This is a genomic window from Natronobacterium gregoryi SP2, from assembly GCF_000230715.2.
GTDB lineage: Archaea > Halobacteriota > Halobacteria > Halobacteriales > Natrialbaceae > Natronobacterium > Natronobacterium gregoryi.
On record NC_019792.1, the window covers coordinates 3,203,664 to 3,221,359 of the forward strand.

Sequence of the window (17,696 nt, forward strand, 5' to 3'; positions counted from 1 at the left end):
GTCTTCACCACCGCCGGTATCGACGGCGGGATCGTCTTCGAGGCCGTCCGGACGATCTGGTTCGCCGTCGTCTACCTGATCGCCCTCGTCGTCTCCGTGCTCACCGTCGTCGGACGTGAACTTCGGCGCGAAATCGCGGCCCGTCGGTAGCTCACTTTACCGAATCGTACAGCGACGCCGCCTGTCGCATCCCCCAGCTCCCGTACTCGAGGCTGTAGTAGGTCCGCAACTCGGGGTTGAACTTCGCCTTGTACCGGTTGATGCGGCGGTTGTCCGCCCCGACGAGATCGTAGCCGGCGAGCCCGCGCTCGAGGCCGTCTTCCATGATCGCCCAGTCCAGCAGGTCGTTCGTCGGGAGATCGACCCCCGTGTCGGACCGGACGCCACCGAGCCACCGGCCAGTGGTGTCGCCGTACTCGGCGGCCAGAATGCCGCCGACGAATTCGCCGTCGACCCGCAGCGTGTAGGGTCGAATCGCACCGCCCGTCACCCGCTCGTGGAGGTCCAGCACGAATTCGTCGGTGACCCGAAAGTCGATCCCCTGGGATTCGTAGCGGTTGCGGACCTGTGCCATGATCAGTTCGATATCTTCGGGGCCACCGACGGTGACCTCGAAGGCATCCTCGTCCGTGTTCCGGACGTTGCTTCGCGCGTCACTGCTAAAGGACAGCAGAAGCTCCTCACGGTCCCGTGTGAGGTCGACGACGTAGGTGTACTCCGGCGAGGCGTCGTACTCGTTCCACTCGAGCGGCCGGGCGTCCGCGAAGCCGGCGGTGGTGCGGACGTGGCCGTACTTCGGGTTCAGTTCCGACCGGACCCACTCCATGCAGTCGTCGACGAACGCCAACCGCCGTCGTTCGCGTTTGCGCTGTTTCAACTTCTCCACGTTCAGAAACACCGGCCCGAGGTACGGCACCCGCAGGTGCGGCGGCGGCGAGAAGACGGTGGTGACAAACCGCTTGTCGACCTCGAAGACGGGAAAGAGTCCGACTGGTTCCTGGCCCTTGAACCCGATAAGCGGGTGGAGCGTCGCGCCGGCATAGTCGGCCTGTACCGCCAGGGCCTCGAGTTCGTGCCACAGCCGTCCCTGGGGAGAGCGCTCGACGTAGCGGTTCCAGCGCTCGCGGTCGTCGTCCGTGGCAAGGCGAACCTCGACGCTCATCGGTTGCCCTCTCTCTTTTCGGTCGGCTGGTCAGTTCCGTCGCTCGATCGTCGCTTCATACGGACGGCGTCGCCGCCGACGACCTTTGTAAGCGCCCTGTTTCCACCGCTCGTCTGGCGGGGTCGCCGATCGCTCGAGCCGCGAGACGGTCTAGTGGCGGGCCAAGCCTGAACTGATGGGTCGAATCTGGCGGTGTGGCCCGATTCGACCCGTCAGTCGACGGTTGGGACGGTACTAGTGCTTTGGCAAGCCTGAACGGATGAGTGAAACCGAATGCGGTCGTCTGGGTTCACTCAGCAGTCGACGCTTGGCGGAGTACTAGGTCGGCACTACTCGTCACCTGTGCTCTCTCGACGTCCCACTCGAGCCGCTTGTAGTGTCTCCGATCCGAACGGTCATCACTCCCTGACAGTCGGTTATCCGACCAGTAACAATGACCGGATCGGTCGAGTCGTCGGTCGATGAAGGAACGTTTGATTCGACCGTTCGGGACCGGTTCCGGGCAAGCGACGCTGCTCGCTCGGATACCGACAGACCTGACCGGTCTCACGGCGTTCGTCCTCCTGGCGGCCGTCCTGCTTGCCGCCGTCGACATCGCGTCGCCAGTCGTCCGGGCTCTCGTCGGCTTTCCACTGCTGTTTCTCGCACCGGGATACGCCGTCGTCTCGGTCCTGTTCCCGCGAGGCGTCCGCGCCGACCGGGCCGAACGACTCCCGGTAATCGGACAGACGGAGACCGTCACGGAGACAGAACGTGTAGCGCTCGCGTTCGGTCTGAGTTTCGCCGTCCTTCCGCTGCTGGGGCTGGCGATGGCCGCTATCGGTTGGCAGTACACGACAGCGGCCGTCGTCTGGTCTGTAACCGGCTTCGTCCTCCTGGCGATTGCAGTCGCGACCGTCCGTCGAGCGCGCGTCTCTTCCGCCGAGCGATACCGGTTCGAGCTGGGACGGAAGCTCGGTGCACTGCGAGCGGGGCTTTTCGACAGTCGAGCGTCGGTCACGGCGATCAACCTGTTGCTGGTCGTCAGCATGGTGGTCGCGGTGACGGCCGTCGGCTACGCTCTCGTGGCTCCACAGAACGACGAACAGTACACGGACCTCAGACTGCTCACCGAGACCGACGACGGCGAGTACGTCGCCGGCGACCTCCCAGACACCGTCGACTCCGACGAGTCGATCCCGCTGGTCGTCACTGTCGAAAATCAGGAAGGTGACCACGAAGAGTACACGGCCGTCGTCCAAGAACAATGGGTCGACGACGGCGACGTCCTCGAGCGAACCGAGTTACGCCAGATCGACTACAGCCTCGGCGACGGCACGACCGGTCACGGCGACCGCACGGTCACTCCCGAGGCCGACGCTGGCGAAGTCCGAATCGCCGTCATGCTGTTCGACGACGACGTCCCCGAGACCCCAACGGCCGACGACGCCTACCGTTACACCCACTTCTGGATCGAAATCGAGGACGACGACCTCGAGTAAGTCACCGCTCGTTCGCTGTTCCGGCCGGCGCTCGTCGCTCGAGGCGACACCGGTTGGTCCTGTAGCGGTCGAAACGCCGCTTGCCGTCAGCTCGATCGTCGAAGTCAACGACGGTATTCCGTGGCTTACAGTCTGCAATCGGAGAATAACAAGTACTGCAACGGGAAAACGACGGAGCAATCCGAATGTCCGCCAACTCAGCCTCTGTCGACGAACCGTTCCGAAAGGTCGCACTTGCGATTGGATTCTTCGTCCTCGCTGGTAGCGTTCTCCTGGCTCGCTCGAGGCCGGCGACGGGGTACGAACTGTCGCTGTACACGTCGACCCCGCTGCTGTTCTGGGTCGGCCTGCTGCTTGCAGTCGGGATCGGGATTGCAGTCGCGTTCGTCTCGCCGACCGGCAGCGGTCGAACCCGGCCAGTCGCGCTCGTCCTCGGCGGGCTCTCGATGCTCGTTTTTGCCGGGCTGCCGATCGTTCGCGGGTATCGGTTCTACGGCCACCACGACGCTCTGACCCATCTCGGCTGGGCGCGTGCGATCACCGAGGGAACGATGCTTCCGTTCGAACTGTACTATCCGGGAATACATACGGTGACGACGCTCGTTCACTCGACGCTTGGCACGTCGGTAGCGCAGTCGCTGTTGTACGTGGTGGTGCTCTCGATTCTCGTCTTCTGTGTGTTCGTGCCGCTTGCCGTCGGGACGATCGTCGAAGACGGACGTGCGATGGTGGTCGCGGCCTTCGCGGGGTTTCTGCTCTTGCCGATCACGACGATCTCTATGTACATGTCCGCCCACGCGATGTCTCAGGCAGTCATGTTCTCGGCGTTGCTTTGCTACCTGCTCGCGCGATACCTCCGCACCGACGGGGCCGCGTCGCCGTCCTCGGCACTCGGAATCGCACTCGGGCTCACAGCGGTTGCGACGGTCGTCTACCACCCACAGCTCGTCGCTCACCTGATCGTCGTCTTCCTCGGGATCGCCGTCGTCCAGTACCTCGCAAAACGCGTCGCGAGCGACGGTCAGATCGCCGGCCAGACGCCAGTGTACGGCCACACAGTCCTGTTGATCGCGTTGTTCTTGGTGTGGACCTCGAACCATGGGTTCTTCGGCGGGATGTTCGAGTACTTCCTCACCTCGGCCGTCGAGTTCGTCCTCGAGGGCCGCGGCGGTGCGGACACGGTCGCGACACAAGGTGCATCGCTGTCGGCGATCGGTGGTAGTCTGGGCGAGATATTCTTCAAGTTGTTTTTCGCTCAGTTGGTCTTCGTGTTACTCACCGTCGCCCTCGCGTTCGGAGTCGTCGGTTCCCGGTCTGCACTGATCCGACGCGTTCGCCCCGAGACGACGTACTTCACCGTCGCCCTGGTCGCGCTCGGCCCGCCGTTCGTGATCTACTTCGTCGCGCCGGGATCGACGATGCACTTTCGCGTGTTCGGACTGATGATGGTGTTCGTCACGATCCTCGGCTCGATCGCGGCCTTTAGCCTCTTCGCGTGGCTCACCGATTCCGACGAGCCGCGCTCGAGGGCGCGTCTCCCGGGAAGTCGGCCGCTTTTCGCCGTCGGCTTCGCCTGCCTGCTCGTACTCTCGCTCGCGGCGGTCTTCCCCTCGCCGTACACGTATCACGCCTCACCACACGTCAGCGACACGCAGATGGAGGGCTACGAGACGGCCTTCGACGGACAGCTCGAGGACGTGCAGTTCGTCGGGTTGCGAAACGGGCCAAACAGGTACGACGACGCCGTAAACGGCAACGCCGAACGGATGGGACTTCACGAGGGCCCACCCGACGAGGGAATCGGTGCCGGACTCGCCGACCAGTACGACGAGGACCGCTATTTCGTCCTCACACAGGCCGACTACGAACGCGAGACGATCGCCTATCAGGAGCTTCGACACACCGGGAGTGAACTCGAGTCGGTTACAGACCAGCCCGACGTCGATCGTATCCAGTCGAACGGCGAGTTCGAACTCTACTACGTGAACGCCGAGCCGGAATTTGCAGAGGCCTGATACGGAAGACTGTACCGATGTCCCGGCGCGACCGCAGGAGCGCGGTCGCGCCGGAACTGACTGACAGCAAACCGTCTGAGACGGACGTTGTGACGATTTCTTTTCGACACGTACTCGACCGCGGTCCCCAGACGTCACTCCGAGAACGACCGGCCGCGTCTGTCTGGGCGGGGATGACGGTTCTCTTCTCGGCTGCGGTCCACAGACCCCGCCCCGTGCTCGTCTTCGTCTTCGCCCTCGTCCTCGAGCACGCGCCGGCAAAACGCCACGAGTCGGTCGGCCTGTGACGCCCAGGAGTACTGTCGTGCCGTTTCCCGACCGGTCTCGGCGAGTTCGTCGCGACGCGAGGGGGACGCGAGAATCGACTCGAGAGCGGCCGCGAGGTCGTCGACGTGCCGTGGCGAGACGAGCAAGGCGTTCTCTCCGTGGTCGGCGTACTCCCGCACTCCGGGGATGTCCGTCGTCACGACGGGGAGCCCACAGGCCATCGCCTCGAGATTCACCATCCCGAACCCCTCGTACCGCGTCGGGTTGCAGAACACGTCACAGGCGGTGTAGTAGCCGGGGAGCTCTTCGTGGGGGACTTCCCCGACCAGTGTGACGGCTTCGTCCACGCCGAGATCGGTTGCCTGCCGTTGGACCGACGCGAGGTCACCGTCACCGACGACGTACAACTGGGCGTCCAGCGACAGGCGAGCGACGCTCTCGAGTAGCTCGGAGACTCCTTTTCCCGCCCGGACGCGGCCGACGAAGAGGATCGACGGCGCGTCGGGGTGTAACCCCGGCGTCGCCTCCGGAGTGAATCGCTCGAGGTCGAGTCCCGGCGAGACGATGCCGTCGACGTCTCTGTCGAGTTTCTCTCGGACCTCGTGGGCGATCTGTGTCGAGTTCGCCAGGTGGTAGTCCGTCGCGCTGCAGTGTTCCCGCGTTCGCGCCCCGAGACCGACGCTTGCGACGTTGTGATACTGGTAGACTGTCGGCACGTCGACGACGTTCGAGAGCACTGTGTCCTCGAGAAACCGGTGGGTCAGCAAGACGTCGACGCTCTCGTTTACGTGCGACCGCAGGCCCGACCGGAGCCCACTAACTAGCGGCAGCAGGTCAGCCGTCCCCAGTGGCGTTCGCTGGTGGACGAACCGGCGGACGCGGTCGCTCTCGACCGGTGGAATCCGGTACAGCGACGCGTCCGACTCGAGCAGCGAGTCGGCGACGTCCGCGCGTCGGTCGAACTCCGTGTAGAGGACGACCTCGTGGCCGCTCGCCAGTTCGCGGGCCAACTGTCGGACGAAGACTGCTTTCCCGCCGGCGCTTTTCGTCCCTGCGTGTGCGTGATAGAGTCCGAACCGCATCGTTACGCTCCGGGAGCCGCGGCCGTCACTCTCACTCGAGGGGACGACACATCCGGCGTCGGTCGGTCGAGCGGTGAGCGATACGTTCGTCTCGGACGCCTCGAGACCGCACGGGATCGAGAGACAGCCATCTCGTAACAGACCACTGGCCGGCAGTGGTTTGTTATGACCTCGCTGTGGCCGGTTGGACGCGTCTTACCGCGCTCTCGAGGCGGTTCTCGGACGAGCCGAGTGACGAGCATCACCGGCGACGCGGTCCGTCGGTTGCAGGTAGCAGGATCGTAACAATGGACGGATTCGTACAATGGAGCGACAGTGACCACGACGATCACGGGACACGCCGAGAGGGGAGTATCGACCATCGAACGCGTTCGAGTCGGGCCACGAGCGTGCCGATAGGAGATGTCGACGAGTCGAATCATAGACGGGTTCAAGGCGACGGTCGGGGCGCGTCTGTTCAACACTGTCGCAAACGGGCTGTTGATCTTTCTGCTCGCGGGCGTCCTGTTATCTCCCGACGAGTACGGACTCCTGTTTCTGGTGATTTCGATCGTCTCGATCGCCCAGATCGGTTCCGACCTCGGGCTCGCACGCTCGGCTGCACGGTACGTCTCGGACCGAAAAGAGACCGATCCTGGCTCGGTCAGGTTCGTCCTCCGGACGTCCATCCGGTACCGGCTACTCCTGCTCGGACTCGTCGCCGGCGCGCTCGTCGTCGGGAGAGACGTGATCGCGCTCGTCCTCGAGACGCCAGAACTGACTGTCCTCCTCTTGGTGGGCGCGCTCTATCTCTGTGCGATATCGCTGTACTCGTACCACCAGACGCTGTTCCAGGGGTTCAATCGCGTGGAGCTGAGTGCCAGAATAGAAGTGATCAACTCGCTGGGACGTGTCGTCTTCGTCGTCGCGTTCACCGCGCTCGGACTCGGGGTCGCCGGCGCACTATTTGGGTACGTCCTCGGCGCTGGCATCGCGGCCGTGACTGGTGCGGTACTGCTCTACCGGCGGTTCTATACGGCCTATCCGGAGAGCGGTGGCAGTCGATCGCTCCGGAACCGACTCCTCGAGTACAGCGTTCCGCTGACGGCTTCCCAGAGCGCGAACGTCCTCGACCGACAGTTCGATACCGTCCTCGTCGGCTACTTTCTCACGCCCGTCGCGGTCAGCTACTACGTCCTCGGCAAACAGATTTCGGAGTTCGTCACCGTCGTCTCGGGATCGCTGGGGTTTTCGATCTCGCCGTCGTTCGGCGAGCAGAAGGCGACTGAATCGCTCGAGCGTGCGGCACGGCTCTACGAGACATCTCTCCAGTACGTGTTGTTGCTGTACCTGCCCGCCGCCGTTGGGCTCTTCCTCGTCGCGGACCCCGCCATCTCGCTCGTCTTCGGGGTGGAGTATGCCGGCGCAGCGCCAGTCTTGCAGGTGCTGGGGATCTACGTCGTCTTCCAGTCGATCACCGACATCACGACCAACAGCCTCGATTACCTCGGCCGGGCGAAAGCACGTGCGATCGCGAAGGGCGTGACATCGGTCGCAAACGTCGTCTTGAACGTCGTCTTGATCCCGATCTATGGCGTGGTCGGAGCCGCCATCGCCACCGTCGTCACCTTCGGTATCTACACGCTGGTAAACGTCTACGTGATGCACCTCGAGCTCTCGCTCGACGTCTGGCGGCTCGGACGCGCGGTCGGGATCGCTGGCGGTATCGCGGGAGCGATGGGAGTGGCCGTCCTCTCGCTCGTTCCGTACGTCTCGACACTGCCGACGCTCGTTGGCGTCGTCGTGGTAGGCATCGGCGTCTGGGCTGGGTTGGCCGTCGTGAGCGGGCTCGTCGATCCACGTGAGGCCGTCGCACAGTTGACCTGAGCCGGCAGGCCTCACACGGAAACGCGTTCCCGGGGAAGACGGGCCACGTCGTTCCGGCCGTCAATATCTCCAGTTGCGAGGGTCTGACTGGCGCGACTCGAGGCCACCGATTCTCCGCTGTAATCGATACTACGGATCTAACTCCCCGGACGAGATCTCTCTGTGGCTGTCCCCCGTTACGGTTCGGTCGCGTTTCTAACTCCAATATATGTATAAATATTTGTGATATAATACACAGGATTTTTTGACATTCGACTTGTTTTACTTTAATCGTACGAGAAAGTTTATACCGGTAGAATGTCGTTAGTCGCAATGCATGGCACGCGATCCAAAGAAACTGGATGACGATAGACGCGATAGAAGAGACGCTGGAACCGCCGATATCGGGAGTAATGACTCATTACTCGGCCGTAGGTCGTACCTGAAAGCAGCCGGCGTGACGTCGATAGTCGGCGCGGGGTTCGCTGCGAGTGCTGGAAGCGCGGCTGCCTCCGAAGAGTACGACGTGATCGAGGTCGGCCCGGGCGAGTTCTGGCAGCACCGACTCAGCGAGGGCGAGACGTTCGAGAACGTCTTGATCGACATCACTGCTCAGGGTGCCCAGGCGAAGATCTGGGCGACCGGCATTAGTGACTTCGAGATCAGAAACGTCGGCTGGCTCGGCCGGTGGGACACGCGAGAACGCCACGCGTTCATCCACGCCGCCTGCAGTGGCCACGGCGTGATCGAGAACGTCTACATGGGCGACGGCGCGGCCTCGACGAACTATCCGAACAGCCCGACGGGCGTCTTCGTGAACCGAAGACACTCCGGCCACATCGACATAGACAACCTCCACGTCCAGCACGTGGCCGACAACGCAGTGTACGCCTCCGAACCGACGCGAACCGGTGGCGGAACCGTCGACATCCGCAACTCCTACGCCCGCGATATGCAGCCTGCCGCGTGGCGCGTTCCCGGCGGCTCGACCGTCGAAAACTGCGTCGCGATCAACTGTCACCGCGGCGTCTGGGTCCGCTACGGCGAGATCGACGTAATCGACTGCGACCTCCAGGGTAACCGCGTCGGCGACATGGTCGCTCACGCGAGTGGAATCGCTGGCCACGCTGCACCCGTCATCAACGCGGAGAACACAGCCTGGGGGACAGATACCGTCCAGTCCAGCGGCGCGATCAACGGCTCCTCGGTCGGCTCCACGCGACGTACCGATCCCGAAGATGTCGACGGCGTCCCGCTGAGTGCGGAAGAAGCTGCCGGCGGCGAGTCCGGTGATTCAAGCCCGAGTCCACCCTCAAACCCGGGAAACGGTGACGATGGAGACGGCGAAGACGACCCCGACCTCGAAGACATCTGGAACGACGACGAACCCAACCATCTCGTCCTCGAGGACGGGACAAGCGGCGTCTCCGAATATCAATTGACCGGTTACGGTACCGCAGAGGCGGGCGACGACGCCGATACGAACCCGGACGATCCTTACCGGGACACCGTCTCCAGCGACGGCGACGAGTTCGTCGTCGAGGGCTTTCTCGGCGGTTACCGCGACGACTTCTACGTCGAGGGCCGGATCGACTCGGTGACGGTCGATTCTGACGTTACGGCCGTCGTCAACGGCAACGCGTTCGATCCTGATGAACTCGAGGGTGTCGGTTCGTGGGACGACGAAGACGAGAGCAGCGACGATTCGGACGAACAGCTCCCACACGTCCTACTGTTCGATGGCACCGAGGCCAGCGGTCCGACGACCTACTCGTTTACGATCGACGGTGAGGTCGAGCCGTCCGAGTACAGGGGAGCCACCATCGACGACGAAAACGAGATCGAGGGAACGACGGTTCGCGGAATCGTCGCGAACTGGCGGGACGCCTACCGGTTCAGCGGCGACATCACCGACTTCAGACTCGCCGGTGAAGCCGACATCAACCTCGAGTACGACGTCGACGAGTAGCGCTCGCGTCGGCGAGCACGCGTTCTTTACAGAGCAGGCGGTCAGACGCGTCCGTTGTAGTGGTCGTACGCTTCACGCATGTCCCACAGGAATGGCCGGGGGTCGTCGACGCTCGCACAGTCGAATCGCGGGTGTTCGATGATCGATCCGACGATCTCCGACACTGCCTTCGAGAACGACGGTTTCTCCGCGAGATCGACGTCTTCGGAGAGTATCGACCGAAGGTAGAGTAACTCTCCGCGGATCAGGTGACCGGCTAGTCCGGCCTCGTACTCGTGGTCGACGAGGTCTTTCCGACCGTTCGCAACCTGCCAGTAGTAGTAGGGGAAGTCGGCTCCTGCCTGCACTGAGAACGGGAGCGACGACCAGAACCGGGGGTTGATCTCCATCAGTTTGAACTCGCCTGTCTCGTCGTCCCGCAGGAACTCGACCATCGCGAGACCGTGCCACTCGAGGTGGTCGAGCACGTTCCGGCCGGCCTCCTCGAGAGCCGGAATTCGGACGGATTCGCGAAACGAACTCGCGCCGCCGGCGTAGCTGTAGCCGCGTCGCTGTCGGTGCTGGAAGGTTGCAAGTGGCTCACCGTGGTCGTACAGCGCGAAGAAGCCGTACTCGTCGGTCGTGGAGACGTACTCCTGGAGCAGAGGGACGTGGTCCATCTCCCGGCGGAACCGGGCTACGTCGGGTTCGACGCCGGATTGGAGATACGCAGTCTTGGGCGGGTCGAGAAACTCTGTCGGCGCGTACCGGTCGACGTACTCGTCGACGAGAATCGAGTAGCGTGCCTTGACGATCCACTCACGGTCCCAGTCGTCGCGGTCGTCGTCGAGCAGTTCGGTCTCGGGGACGGCGACGCCGGCCGCTTTCGCGGCGTCGAACAGTCGTATCCGATCCTGAGTCGCCCGGAGCGTCTCGATGTCCGGCCAGGGAGTGCTCACGTGTTCGTCGAACTCGTCTCTGTACTTCGCGAGGACGTAGACGTCGACGTCTCGAACGGGGATGATCGTCCGCACGTCGGGCCGCATCGCAATCGACAGCAGCGCGTCTTTGTACGCGACCAGGTCTTCGTGGGGAGAGGGGACCGGAACGGACTCGTCGCAGTACTTCGAGCGCGTCGCCGGAATGCCGTCACGATTCGCGAGTGCAATCGTTCGAATCCGTTCTCCGTCGTGACGCCCGAGCGACCGGAAACACGCGAGCGTACTCGGCGCTGTGATTGCGGGAACGGCAACCGATCGCCCGGCCCACGTCCCCTCAGTGGCGGGACTAGCCATCGGGACCACCGGTCGAAGTCGGCCTCTCGACCAGAGCGGCCACAAAGTGACGCCGGCCGAGAACCGCCACACCAGCCCAGCGTGCGACGGCAGCAATCCCGTTCACTCGAGGAGGCTCCAGTCCCGCGTCGTCGTCAGCCATGTCAGCCAGTATCGGATTCTGCTCGTTAGTTAACAACGATATAACGCGGTCCTGTCGACGAGATACCGCGACGACACGCTACTTCCGGGGCGACGGGTCCCTCAGTTCAGCCCGCGGTAGACGCTGCTTACGGCGTTCTCGTGAGATAATAGTGTCCATACTTAACAATTCAATTTGAATAACATAGCGTGTGGCGAGCCAGGGCCGCGAAGGCCGGTGTCAGCTATGAGAAAGCCCGAGAGCAACCGACCGGGACGACAGCGAGGAAAACAATGGGGCGGGTAGTCGTTTCGATCGACGCCGAACTCGCGTGGGGGTTTCACGACCTCGAACAACCCCCGGAACGGCGGGTCCGGCGGGCTCGCAGGGGGTGGCGGCGGCTGCTCGAGTGGCTGGACGCCTACGAGATTCCCGCGACGTGGGCGGTCGTCGGTCACCTCTTTCTCGAGGAGTGTGATGGTCGACACGCGTCCCACCCCGCAGCAGCCGACGACTGGTTCGAACGCGATCCGGGTGGCAAGGCCGACGAACACGACCGCTGGTTCGGTCCAGACCTGATCGAGCGCATTCAGGACGCCGAGGCCGACCACGAGATCGGCTGTCACTCCTTTTCCCACCTCCAGTTCGATCCGACTGCGATCGACCGCGAGGTCGCCGAAGCCGAACTCGAGGCCTGTCTCGACGTCGCCCAGGAGTGGGGGGTCGCACTCGAGTCGTTTGTCTTCCCACGGAACGTCGTCGGCTATCGTGATGTCCTCGCGGAGTACGACGTGACGTGTTATCGAGGCGTCGAACCGTCGCGGTGGTACGACGGCTCCTGGTGGTATCCGCTGGGCAAGTTCGCGAGCTACTCCGCGGGCAGGACTGCACCGCCGCTCGTCTCACCGACGCTCGACGAATACGGCCTCGTCAACGTCCCCGGATCGCTGTGTCTGTTCTCGTTCGAAGGCCTCGCACGGTCTGTCGTCGAACCGGTCGCTGGCGACCCGGTCCTCCGAAAGGCGAAACTCGGCATCGACGCCGCCGCCGAACGCGACGCCACCTGTCACCTCTGGCTTCACCCCAACGACCTCACGACCGCCCGCAACGTCCGTCGACTGCGGCGAGTCCTCGAGTACGTCGACGAGCAGCGACACAACGGCGATCTACGAGTCCAGACGATGTCCGAGGCCGCGACAGACGCGCTCGCGGAGCCACGGGAGCCGAAACTGGTCCCGCCGACATCCGAGCCCGAGCAGGGACTCGAAAGCGACGTCGAGACGACGGTCACAGCCGAATCGTGGAAGCGGTGATAGTGCTGTGTGGCTGGCGACACGTGTCGGTTTCAGTTTCGAACGCGACGCGTCCCACCAGGCAGCGACCCGTCACGGGTCGCTCGTGCTCGAACGACCCTCTCGAGGCGAGGGCGTTCGTCTCTTGCAGGTTACGTCGACGATTCGAACGGTAACTCCGGTCATAACAATCAGTGTTTCCGGTGGGTCGTCTAGCGAACTCCCTATGACCAGAGTTAGTGACACCGACCGTGCGTTCGTATTTGGCATCGACGGCGTCCCCTGGAACCTTCTGCGAAAGTGGATCGATGCCGGCGAACTACCCGCGTTTCGGCGGCTCCGCGAGGACGGCGTCGCTGCACCGCTCGAGAGCACGATGCCGCCGACGACTCCGACAGCGTGGCCGACGATCGCGACCGGGGCCCGGCCGGACAACCACGGCATCTACGGCTTTCAGAAGCTCCAGCACGACTACACTCAGGAGATGAACACGAGCACCGATCGAAAGCGGCCGGCACTGTGGGACCGTCTCTCGCCGGCCGTCGTCGGCAACGTTCCGATGACGTACCCTGCAGACGAGATCGACGGGACGATGGTCTCGGGGATGATCTCGCCGTCGGTCAACGAGCGATTCGCGCACCCTTCCGACCTCGCCGACGAGATTACAGCGGAGATCCCCGACTACCGAATCGGACTGAACTGGTACGACTACGCCGGCGAGGAACGGCAGTTCCAGGACGATCTGCACTCGCTGGTCGCTGCACGGCGTGCTCTCATGGACCGACTCATGGCGATCGACGACTGGCGGCTGTTCTTTTTCGTCTTCACCGCGCCCGACCGCCTCCAGCATCTCATCTGGGAAGAAGACATCATTCTCGACCACTACAAACAGTTCGACGACGTCCTGGCCGACGTCCTCGAGTACGTCGACGAACGCGACGCCAATCTCTTCGTCGCCTCCGACCACGGCTTTGGCCCGATCTCGAAGTTCGTCCACTTGAACGTTGTCTTGGAGCAGGACGGGTTTCTCTCCCGGAAAGACCGCAGCGCAACCGGGAGTTCGCTCGCCCAGCTCGGCGTAACGAAGTCGAACGTCCTCGGGACGCTGAAACGTGTCGGCATCGACGAGAAGCGATTCGTTCAGTCACTTCCCAAAGGCCTTGTCGACGGGCTCGCCGAACAGGTGCCGGGCGATCACGGGCTGTACGACGTCGACTTCGAGGAGACGATCGCGTTCGCTCACGGTCCGAGCTACGTCTACGTCAACGACACCGACCGGTTCGAAGCGGGGACGGTGGCACCCGCCAACGTGGATTCGGTCAAGCGAGAACTGCGCGCCGCGTTCGAAGACGTCATCGATCCCGACACCGGTGATCGGGTGCTGTCGGTCTCCGACGGCGACGACGTCTTCCCCGCCGACGACGCGTCACCCGATCTCGTCGTCGTCGGCGAGGACGGCTACGAGGAGAAGACGAAACTCGACGACGACGTCTTCGCACCCGCTGGCACGAAAGCCGCCAGCCATCGCAGCGAGGGCGTGTTCTTCGCTCACGGCCCGGCAATCGACGGGTCCCTCGAGACTGTCAATCTCGACGCCCTCTCGGTCGTCGACGTCGCACCCACGCTGCTACACAGCGTCGGCGAACCGATCCCCGACGACGTAGACGGCGAGGTACGGACGGAACTGCTCGAGTCGGACGTCGATCCGACGGTACAGGAGGACGAACCACAGGCGACCGTCGGTTCCAAGAGCGAGCGCGAGCAAGCCGAGGACGTCGACGAGGACTTCGACGGCGTCGAAGAGCGGTTGAAAGGGCTCGGCTACATGGAGTGATGACGAAACACTTCGACAGGACGACCGACAGTAGCTACTGTCGCTCACTCCACACCCGAGTACCAGTCGTGTGAGCAGTGCGCAACGATCGTAACCCGAGACACAGCCGGCCGTTCTACGGAGGTCAGCACGAACAGTCCGCGAGTTACCGCAACACCAACTTTTTTGCCTCTCTCGTGGGGGACAACGGACGAAATGGACTTACAGATCGACGGCAACGCGGCACTCGTAACGGCGTCTTCGAGCGGTCTCGGCAAAGCCTCCGCGAAAGCACTCGCTCGAGAGGGAGTAAACGTCGTCGTCAACGGCCGCGACGAGGACCGACTCGAGGACGCGAGAGCGGACCTCGAGGCAATTGCGGCAGGCGAGGTCGTCGCTCAGCAGGGTGACCTGACCGACGGGGACGACGTCGAACGGCTAGTCGAGACGACCGTCGACGAGTTCGGCGGACTCGACCACCTCGTGACCAGCGCCGGCGGTCCGCCGTCGGGGCCGTTTCTCGAGACCGACGACGAGGACTGGTACGAGGCCTACGACCTGCTCGTGATGAGCGTCGTCCGGTTGGCTCGCGAGGCCGAGCCCTACCTGAAAGAGAGCGACCACGGCACGATCGTCAACGTCACTTCCCGAAGCGTCAAGGAGGCCATCGACAGTCTCGTGCTGTCGAACGCAGTCCGCATGAGCGTCATCGGGCTCGAGAAGACTCTCTCTAAGGAGTTCGCTCCCGAGGTCCGGGCGAACGCCGTTTTGCCTGGCCCACACGAAACAGCTCGTATCGAGAGTCTCGTCGAACAGGCGGTCGACCGTGGCGAGTACGACTCCTACGAGGAGGGACTGGCCGACTGGGCGGGCAATCCACTCGAGCGCGTCGGTGATCCGATGGAGTTGGGCAACACCGTCGCCTTCCTCTCCTCGCCAGCGTCGGGGTTCATCAACGGTGAGAGCGTCCTGATCGACGGCGGCTCCACGGGAGCGAACCTATGAAACCAGTCGAGTTCGACGACGCCGAAACCTACGAGCCAGACGAGGGGTGGCAACGGCGTGCACTCGCCGGCAGCGACCAGTGTAGTTTCGAGTGGTTCGAGAAACCGCCGGGTCACAGCTCCCCGATGCACTCCCACGAGAACGAACAGGTTTGTCTCTGTCTCGAGGGCGAACTCACCGTCACAACCGAGGACGGCGACTCGGTCACCCTCGGGCAGTACGACTCGGTATTGCTCGAGTCCGAGGAACCCCACCGTGTCGAGAACACCGGTGACGAACTGGCCGTCGGGCTCGACGTGTTCGCGCCGGGCCGTTCCTTCGACTTCTGGACGGATCGAGCGGAATGAAGTATCTCGCTCGAACGACCGACGGCCGACCGCTGCTGGGCGACGAGGAGGGGTTCGTTCCGCTTCCGGCAGCCGCACCCGACCTCGAGACGGTCGCCGACGCGCTTCCTCGAGCCGCAGCGGGAACGCTGCCGGACCTCGAGGACGTTCCGGCCGACCGGATCGACGGCGATCACCGCCAGCTTGGACCGCCACTCGCCGAGTTCGGCAAGCTCTGGGGCATCGGCCTGAACTACGAGGATCACGCAGGCGACCTCGGCGAGGGTCGCCCGGAGGAGCCGGCGAGCTTCATGAAACCCTCGACGGCCGTGACGGGTCCCGGCGGGCCTATCCGACTCCCGCCGGTCGAACAGACCGACGGCGTCACGGCCGAGGCCGAACTCGCGGTCGTGATCGGCCGCGGGTGTCGCAATCTCGAGGACGAGTCGACAGTCGACGACGTCGTCGCGGGCTACCTGCCGGTCGTCGACGTGACTGCGGAGGACGTTCTCCAGCGAAACCCGCGATTCCTGACGCGAGCGAAGAGCTTCGATACCTTCCTCGTCGTCGGACCGGCGATCGCCGTTCCCGAAGATTCGATCGACCTCGAGGAGCTGACCGTCAAAACGATCGTGAATGGCGAGATCGCGGCCGAAAACGAGGTGCGAAACATGCTGTTTCCGCCTCGAGAGATCGTCGCTTTCCACTCTCGCGTGATGACACTCGAGGCCGGCGACCTGTTCAGCACGGGGACACCCGGCGCGGAACCGATCGAATCCGGCGATCACGTCCGAGCGGACATCGAAGGGATCGGATCGGTCGAAGCGCCCGTGGTGCGCTGCCGTCGGCGGTGACTGGCCGTCTGCAACCTGGGAAGTGCGAATCGAGAAGACGCCGGCTCCCCTGTGCTTACGAATTCCGGGTAAGCGACGAAGTGTCGCGGCCTCCAACAGACGGACTGACGATCGGAGACGACCAACGAGGGCTGGAGACACCACTATGAGTGATATCGGATACCACGCATCTCACGAACAGTTTACCCCATCGACGTTGCTCGAGTACGTCGGCCTCGCGGACGAGTACGGATTTACCGACGTGCTCGCTTCGGATCACTTCCATCCCTGGAGCGAACGGCAGGGGGAGTCGGGCTTCGTCTGGTCGTGGCTCGGCTCCGCGATGGAACGGACCGGGATGGCGTTCGGGACGGTCAACGCGCCGGGTTATCGCTATCATCCAGCGATAATCGCTCAGGCAGCCGCCACACTTCGGGAGAGCTATCCCGAACGGTTCTGGCTGTCCGTCGGGAGCGGACAGTTGCTCAACGAGGGGATCACCGGGACAGACTGGCCGATCAAGGACGACCGTAACGCCAGACTCGAGGAGTGTGCCGAACTCATGCGCCGGCTCTGGGACGGCGAGGAGGTCACCCACGAGGCGCAACTTACCGTCGAACGGGCGCGCCTCTACACGCGTCCGGAGACGGCACCGCCCCTGGTCGGCGCAGCGCTCTCCGAGGAGACCGCCAGGTGGCTCGGCGAGTGTGACTGGACCGACGGCCTGATCACCGTCGCGACGCCGGACCAGGAGGGACTCGAGCGGCGAATCGAGGCGTTCCGAGACGGGTCGCCCGACGGCGACGTTTACTGTAAGGTACAACTCTCCTACGACACGGACGAGGACGACGCGCTCGAGGGTGCCTACGATCAGTGGCGGACGAACTGCGTCCCTGGACCGGTAACACAAACGTTGCGAACGCCCGGAGAGTTCGACGAACTCGGCGAGGAGATAAGCAGCGAACAGGTCGCAGAGAACGTCCGCGTGTCCGCGGATCTAGACGAACACCGCGAGTGGCTCGAGACGGACCGTGCTCTCGGCGTCGACAAACTACTCCTCCACAACGTCAATCGGAACCAAGAGCAGTTTATCGAGGCGTTCGGCGAGTCGGTGCTGCCGGAACTCGAGTGACACCCGTCTCGATTTACTGACAGAACTGCAAGATATCTGGCGCTCGCTCCGGAACCGACGCCCCACAGTCTGGGGCCGG

Annotated in this window: 13 protein-coding genes; 10 read left to right on the forward strand and 3 right to left on the reverse strand. The window is 63.5% G+C overall.

The features are described 5' to 3' along the window. Positions 1–151: 151 nt before the first annotated feature. Positions 152–1,162 (reverse strand): lipid II:glycine glycyltransferase FemX, encoded by a 1,011-nt coding sequence (locus NATGR_RS15810; RefSeq protein WP_015233791.1) that lies wholly within the window; start codon positions 1,160–1,162, stop codon positions 152–154. 461 nt (positions 1,163–1,623) lie between these two features. Between NATGR_RS15810 and NATGR_RS15815 the strand changes: the two genes are divergently transcribed. After that, positions 1,624–2,643, forward strand: coding sequence for a DUF1616 domain-containing protein (locus NATGR_RS15815; RefSeq protein WP_005575591.1), 1,020 nt, complete (start codon positions 1,624–1,626; stop codon positions 2,641–2,643). 185 nt (positions 2,644–2,828) lie between these two features. Then, the gene (locus tag NATGR_RS15820) at positions 2,829–4,658 is read left to right on the forward strand and encodes a DUF2339 domain-containing protein (RefSeq protein ID WP_005575593.1); all 1,830 of its coding nucleotides are present in this window, start codon (positions 2,829–2,831) and stop codon (positions 4,656–4,658) included. Between the two features lie 134 nt (positions 4,659–4,792). Here NATGR_RS15820 and NATGR_RS15825 read toward each other — a convergent pair whose 3' ends face one another. Next, a complete protein-coding gene (locus NATGR_RS15825; RefSeq protein WP_005575595.1) occupies positions 4,793–6,007 on the reverse strand; it encodes a glycosyltransferase family 4 protein in 1,215 nt (404 codons plus the stop codon). Between the two features lie 402 nt (positions 6,008–6,409). On the opposite strand from NATGR_RS15825, the gene NATGR_RS15830 reads away from it, so the two are divergent. Both NATGR_RS15830 and NATGR_RS15835 read left to right on the forward strand, forming a co-directional pair. Continuing rightward, on the forward strand, positions 6,410–7,873 hold the full coding sequence (locus tag NATGR_RS15830; protein ID WP_005575596.1) for a flippase: 1,464 nt from the start codon (positions 6,410–6,412) through the stop codon (positions 7,871–7,873). Between the two features lie 316 nt (positions 7,874–8,189). Continuing rightward, on the forward strand, positions 8,190–9,821 hold the full coding sequence (locus NATGR_RS15835; protein ID WP_015233792.1) for a hypothetical protein: 1,632 nt from the start codon (positions 8,190–8,192) through the stop codon (positions 9,819–9,821). Positions 9,822–9,862: 41 nt separating this feature from the next. Here the strand turns inward: NATGR_RS15835 and NATGR_RS15840 are convergent, their stop codons facing one another. After that, positions 9,863–11,095: a carboxylate--amine ligase gene (locus NATGR_RS15840; RefSeq protein ID WP_005575600.1), complete on the reverse strand. Its 1,233-nt coding sequence runs from the start codon at positions 11,093–11,095 to the stop codon at positions 9,863–9,865. A gap of 414 nt (positions 11,096–11,509) precedes the next feature. On the opposite strand from NATGR_RS15840, the gene NATGR_RS15845 reads away from it, so the two are divergent. The 6 genes from NATGR_RS15845 to NATGR_RS15870 all read left to right on the forward strand — a co-directional run bounded on the left by NATGR_RS15845 (position 11,510) and on the right by NATGR_RS15870 (position 17,617). After that, the gene (locus tag NATGR_RS15845) at positions 11,510–12,529 is read left to right on the forward strand and encodes a polysaccharide deacetylase family protein (RefSeq protein WP_005575601.1); all 1,020 of its coding nucleotides are present in this window, start codon (positions 11,510–11,512) and stop codon (positions 12,527–12,529) included. Positions 12,530–12,734: 205 nt separating this feature from the next. Beyond that, positions 12,735–14,342 carry an alkaline phosphatase family protein gene (locus NATGR_RS15850; RefSeq protein ID WP_015233793.1) on the forward strand — a complete coding sequence of 536 codons (1,608 nt, stop codon included), beginning with the start codon at positions 12,735–12,737 and terminating at the stop codon, positions 14,340–14,342. A gap of 195 nt (positions 14,343–14,537) precedes the next feature. Continuing rightward, on the forward strand, positions 14,538–15,326 hold the full coding sequence (locus NATGR_RS15855) for an SDR family oxidoreductase (RefSeq protein ID WP_015233794.1): 789 nt from the start codon (positions 14,538–14,540) through the stop codon (positions 15,324–15,326). After that, positions 15,323–15,673 carry a cupin domain-containing protein gene (locus NATGR_RS15860; RefSeq protein WP_015233795.1) on the forward strand — a complete coding sequence of 117 codons (351 nt, stop codon included), beginning with the start codon at positions 15,323–15,325 and terminating at the stop codon, positions 15,671–15,673. Before NATGR_RS15855 ends, NATGR_RS15860 begins: the two co-directional genes overlap by 4 nt. Next, a complete protein-coding gene (locus NATGR_RS15865; protein ID WP_015233796.1) occupies positions 15,670–16,506 on the forward strand; it encodes a fumarylacetoacetate hydrolase family protein in 837 nt (278 codons plus the stop codon). Before NATGR_RS15860 ends, NATGR_RS15865 begins: the two co-directional genes overlap by 4 nt. 145 nt (positions 16,507–16,651) lie before the next feature. After that, entirely contained in the window at positions 16,652–17,617 is a 966-nt protein-coding gene (locus NATGR_RS15870; protein ID WP_015233797.1) for a TIGR03885 family FMN-dependent LLM class oxidoreductase, read from the forward strand. Positions 17,618–17,696 lie beyond the last annotated feature (79 nt).

Excerpts from the sequence above, each read along its gene's own strand:
- NATGR_RS15810 (WP_015233791.1), bottom strand. The coding sequence starts at position 1,162 with ATGAGCGTCGAGGTTCGCCTTGCCACGGACGACGACCGCGAGCGCTGG.
- NATGR_RS15815 (WP_005575591.1), top strand. The coding sequence starts at position 1,624 with ATGAAGGAACGTTTGATTCGACCGTTCGGGACCGGTTCCGGGCAAGCG.
- NATGR_RS15820 (WP_005575593.1), top strand. The coding sequence starts at position 2,829 with ATGTCCGCCAACTCAGCCTCTGTCGACGAACCGTTCCGAAAGGTCGCA.
- NATGR_RS15825 (WP_005575595.1), bottom strand. The coding sequence starts at position 6,007 with ATGCGGTTCGGACTCTATCACGCACACGCAGGGACGAAAAGCGCCGGC.
- NATGR_RS15830 (WP_005575596.1), top strand. The coding sequence starts at position 6,410 with ATGTCGACGAGTCGAATCATAGACGGGTTCAAGGCGACGGTCGGGGCG.
- NATGR_RS15835 (WP_015233792.1), top strand. The coding sequence starts at position 8,190 with ATGGCACGCGATCCAAAGAAACTGGATGACGATAGACGCGATAGAAGA.
- NATGR_RS15840 (WP_005575600.1), bottom strand. The coding sequence starts at position 11,095 with ATGGCTAGTCCCGCCACTGAGGGGACGTGGGCCGGGCGATCGGTTGCC.
- NATGR_RS15845 (WP_005575601.1), top strand. The coding sequence starts at position 11,510 with ATGGGGCGGGTAGTCGTTTCGATCGACGCCGAACTCGCGTGGGGGTTT.
- NATGR_RS15850 (WP_015233793.1), top strand. The coding sequence starts at position 12,735 with ATGACCAGAGTTAGTGACACCGACCGTGCGTTCGTATTTGGCATCGAC.
- NATGR_RS15855 (WP_015233794.1), top strand. The coding sequence starts at position 14,538 with ATGGACTTACAGATCGACGGCAACGCGGCACTCGTAACGGCGTCTTCG.
- NATGR_RS15860 (WP_015233795.1), top strand. The coding sequence starts at position 15,323 with ATGAAACCAGTCGAGTTCGACGACGCCGAAACCTACGAGCCAGACGAG.
- NATGR_RS15865 (WP_015233796.1), top strand. The coding sequence starts at position 15,670 with ATGAAGTATCTCGCTCGAACGACCGACGGCCGACCGCTGCTGGGCGAC.
- NATGR_RS15870 (WP_015233797.1), top strand. The coding sequence starts at position 16,652 with ATGAGTGATATCGGATACCACGCATCTCACGAACAGTTTACCCCATCG.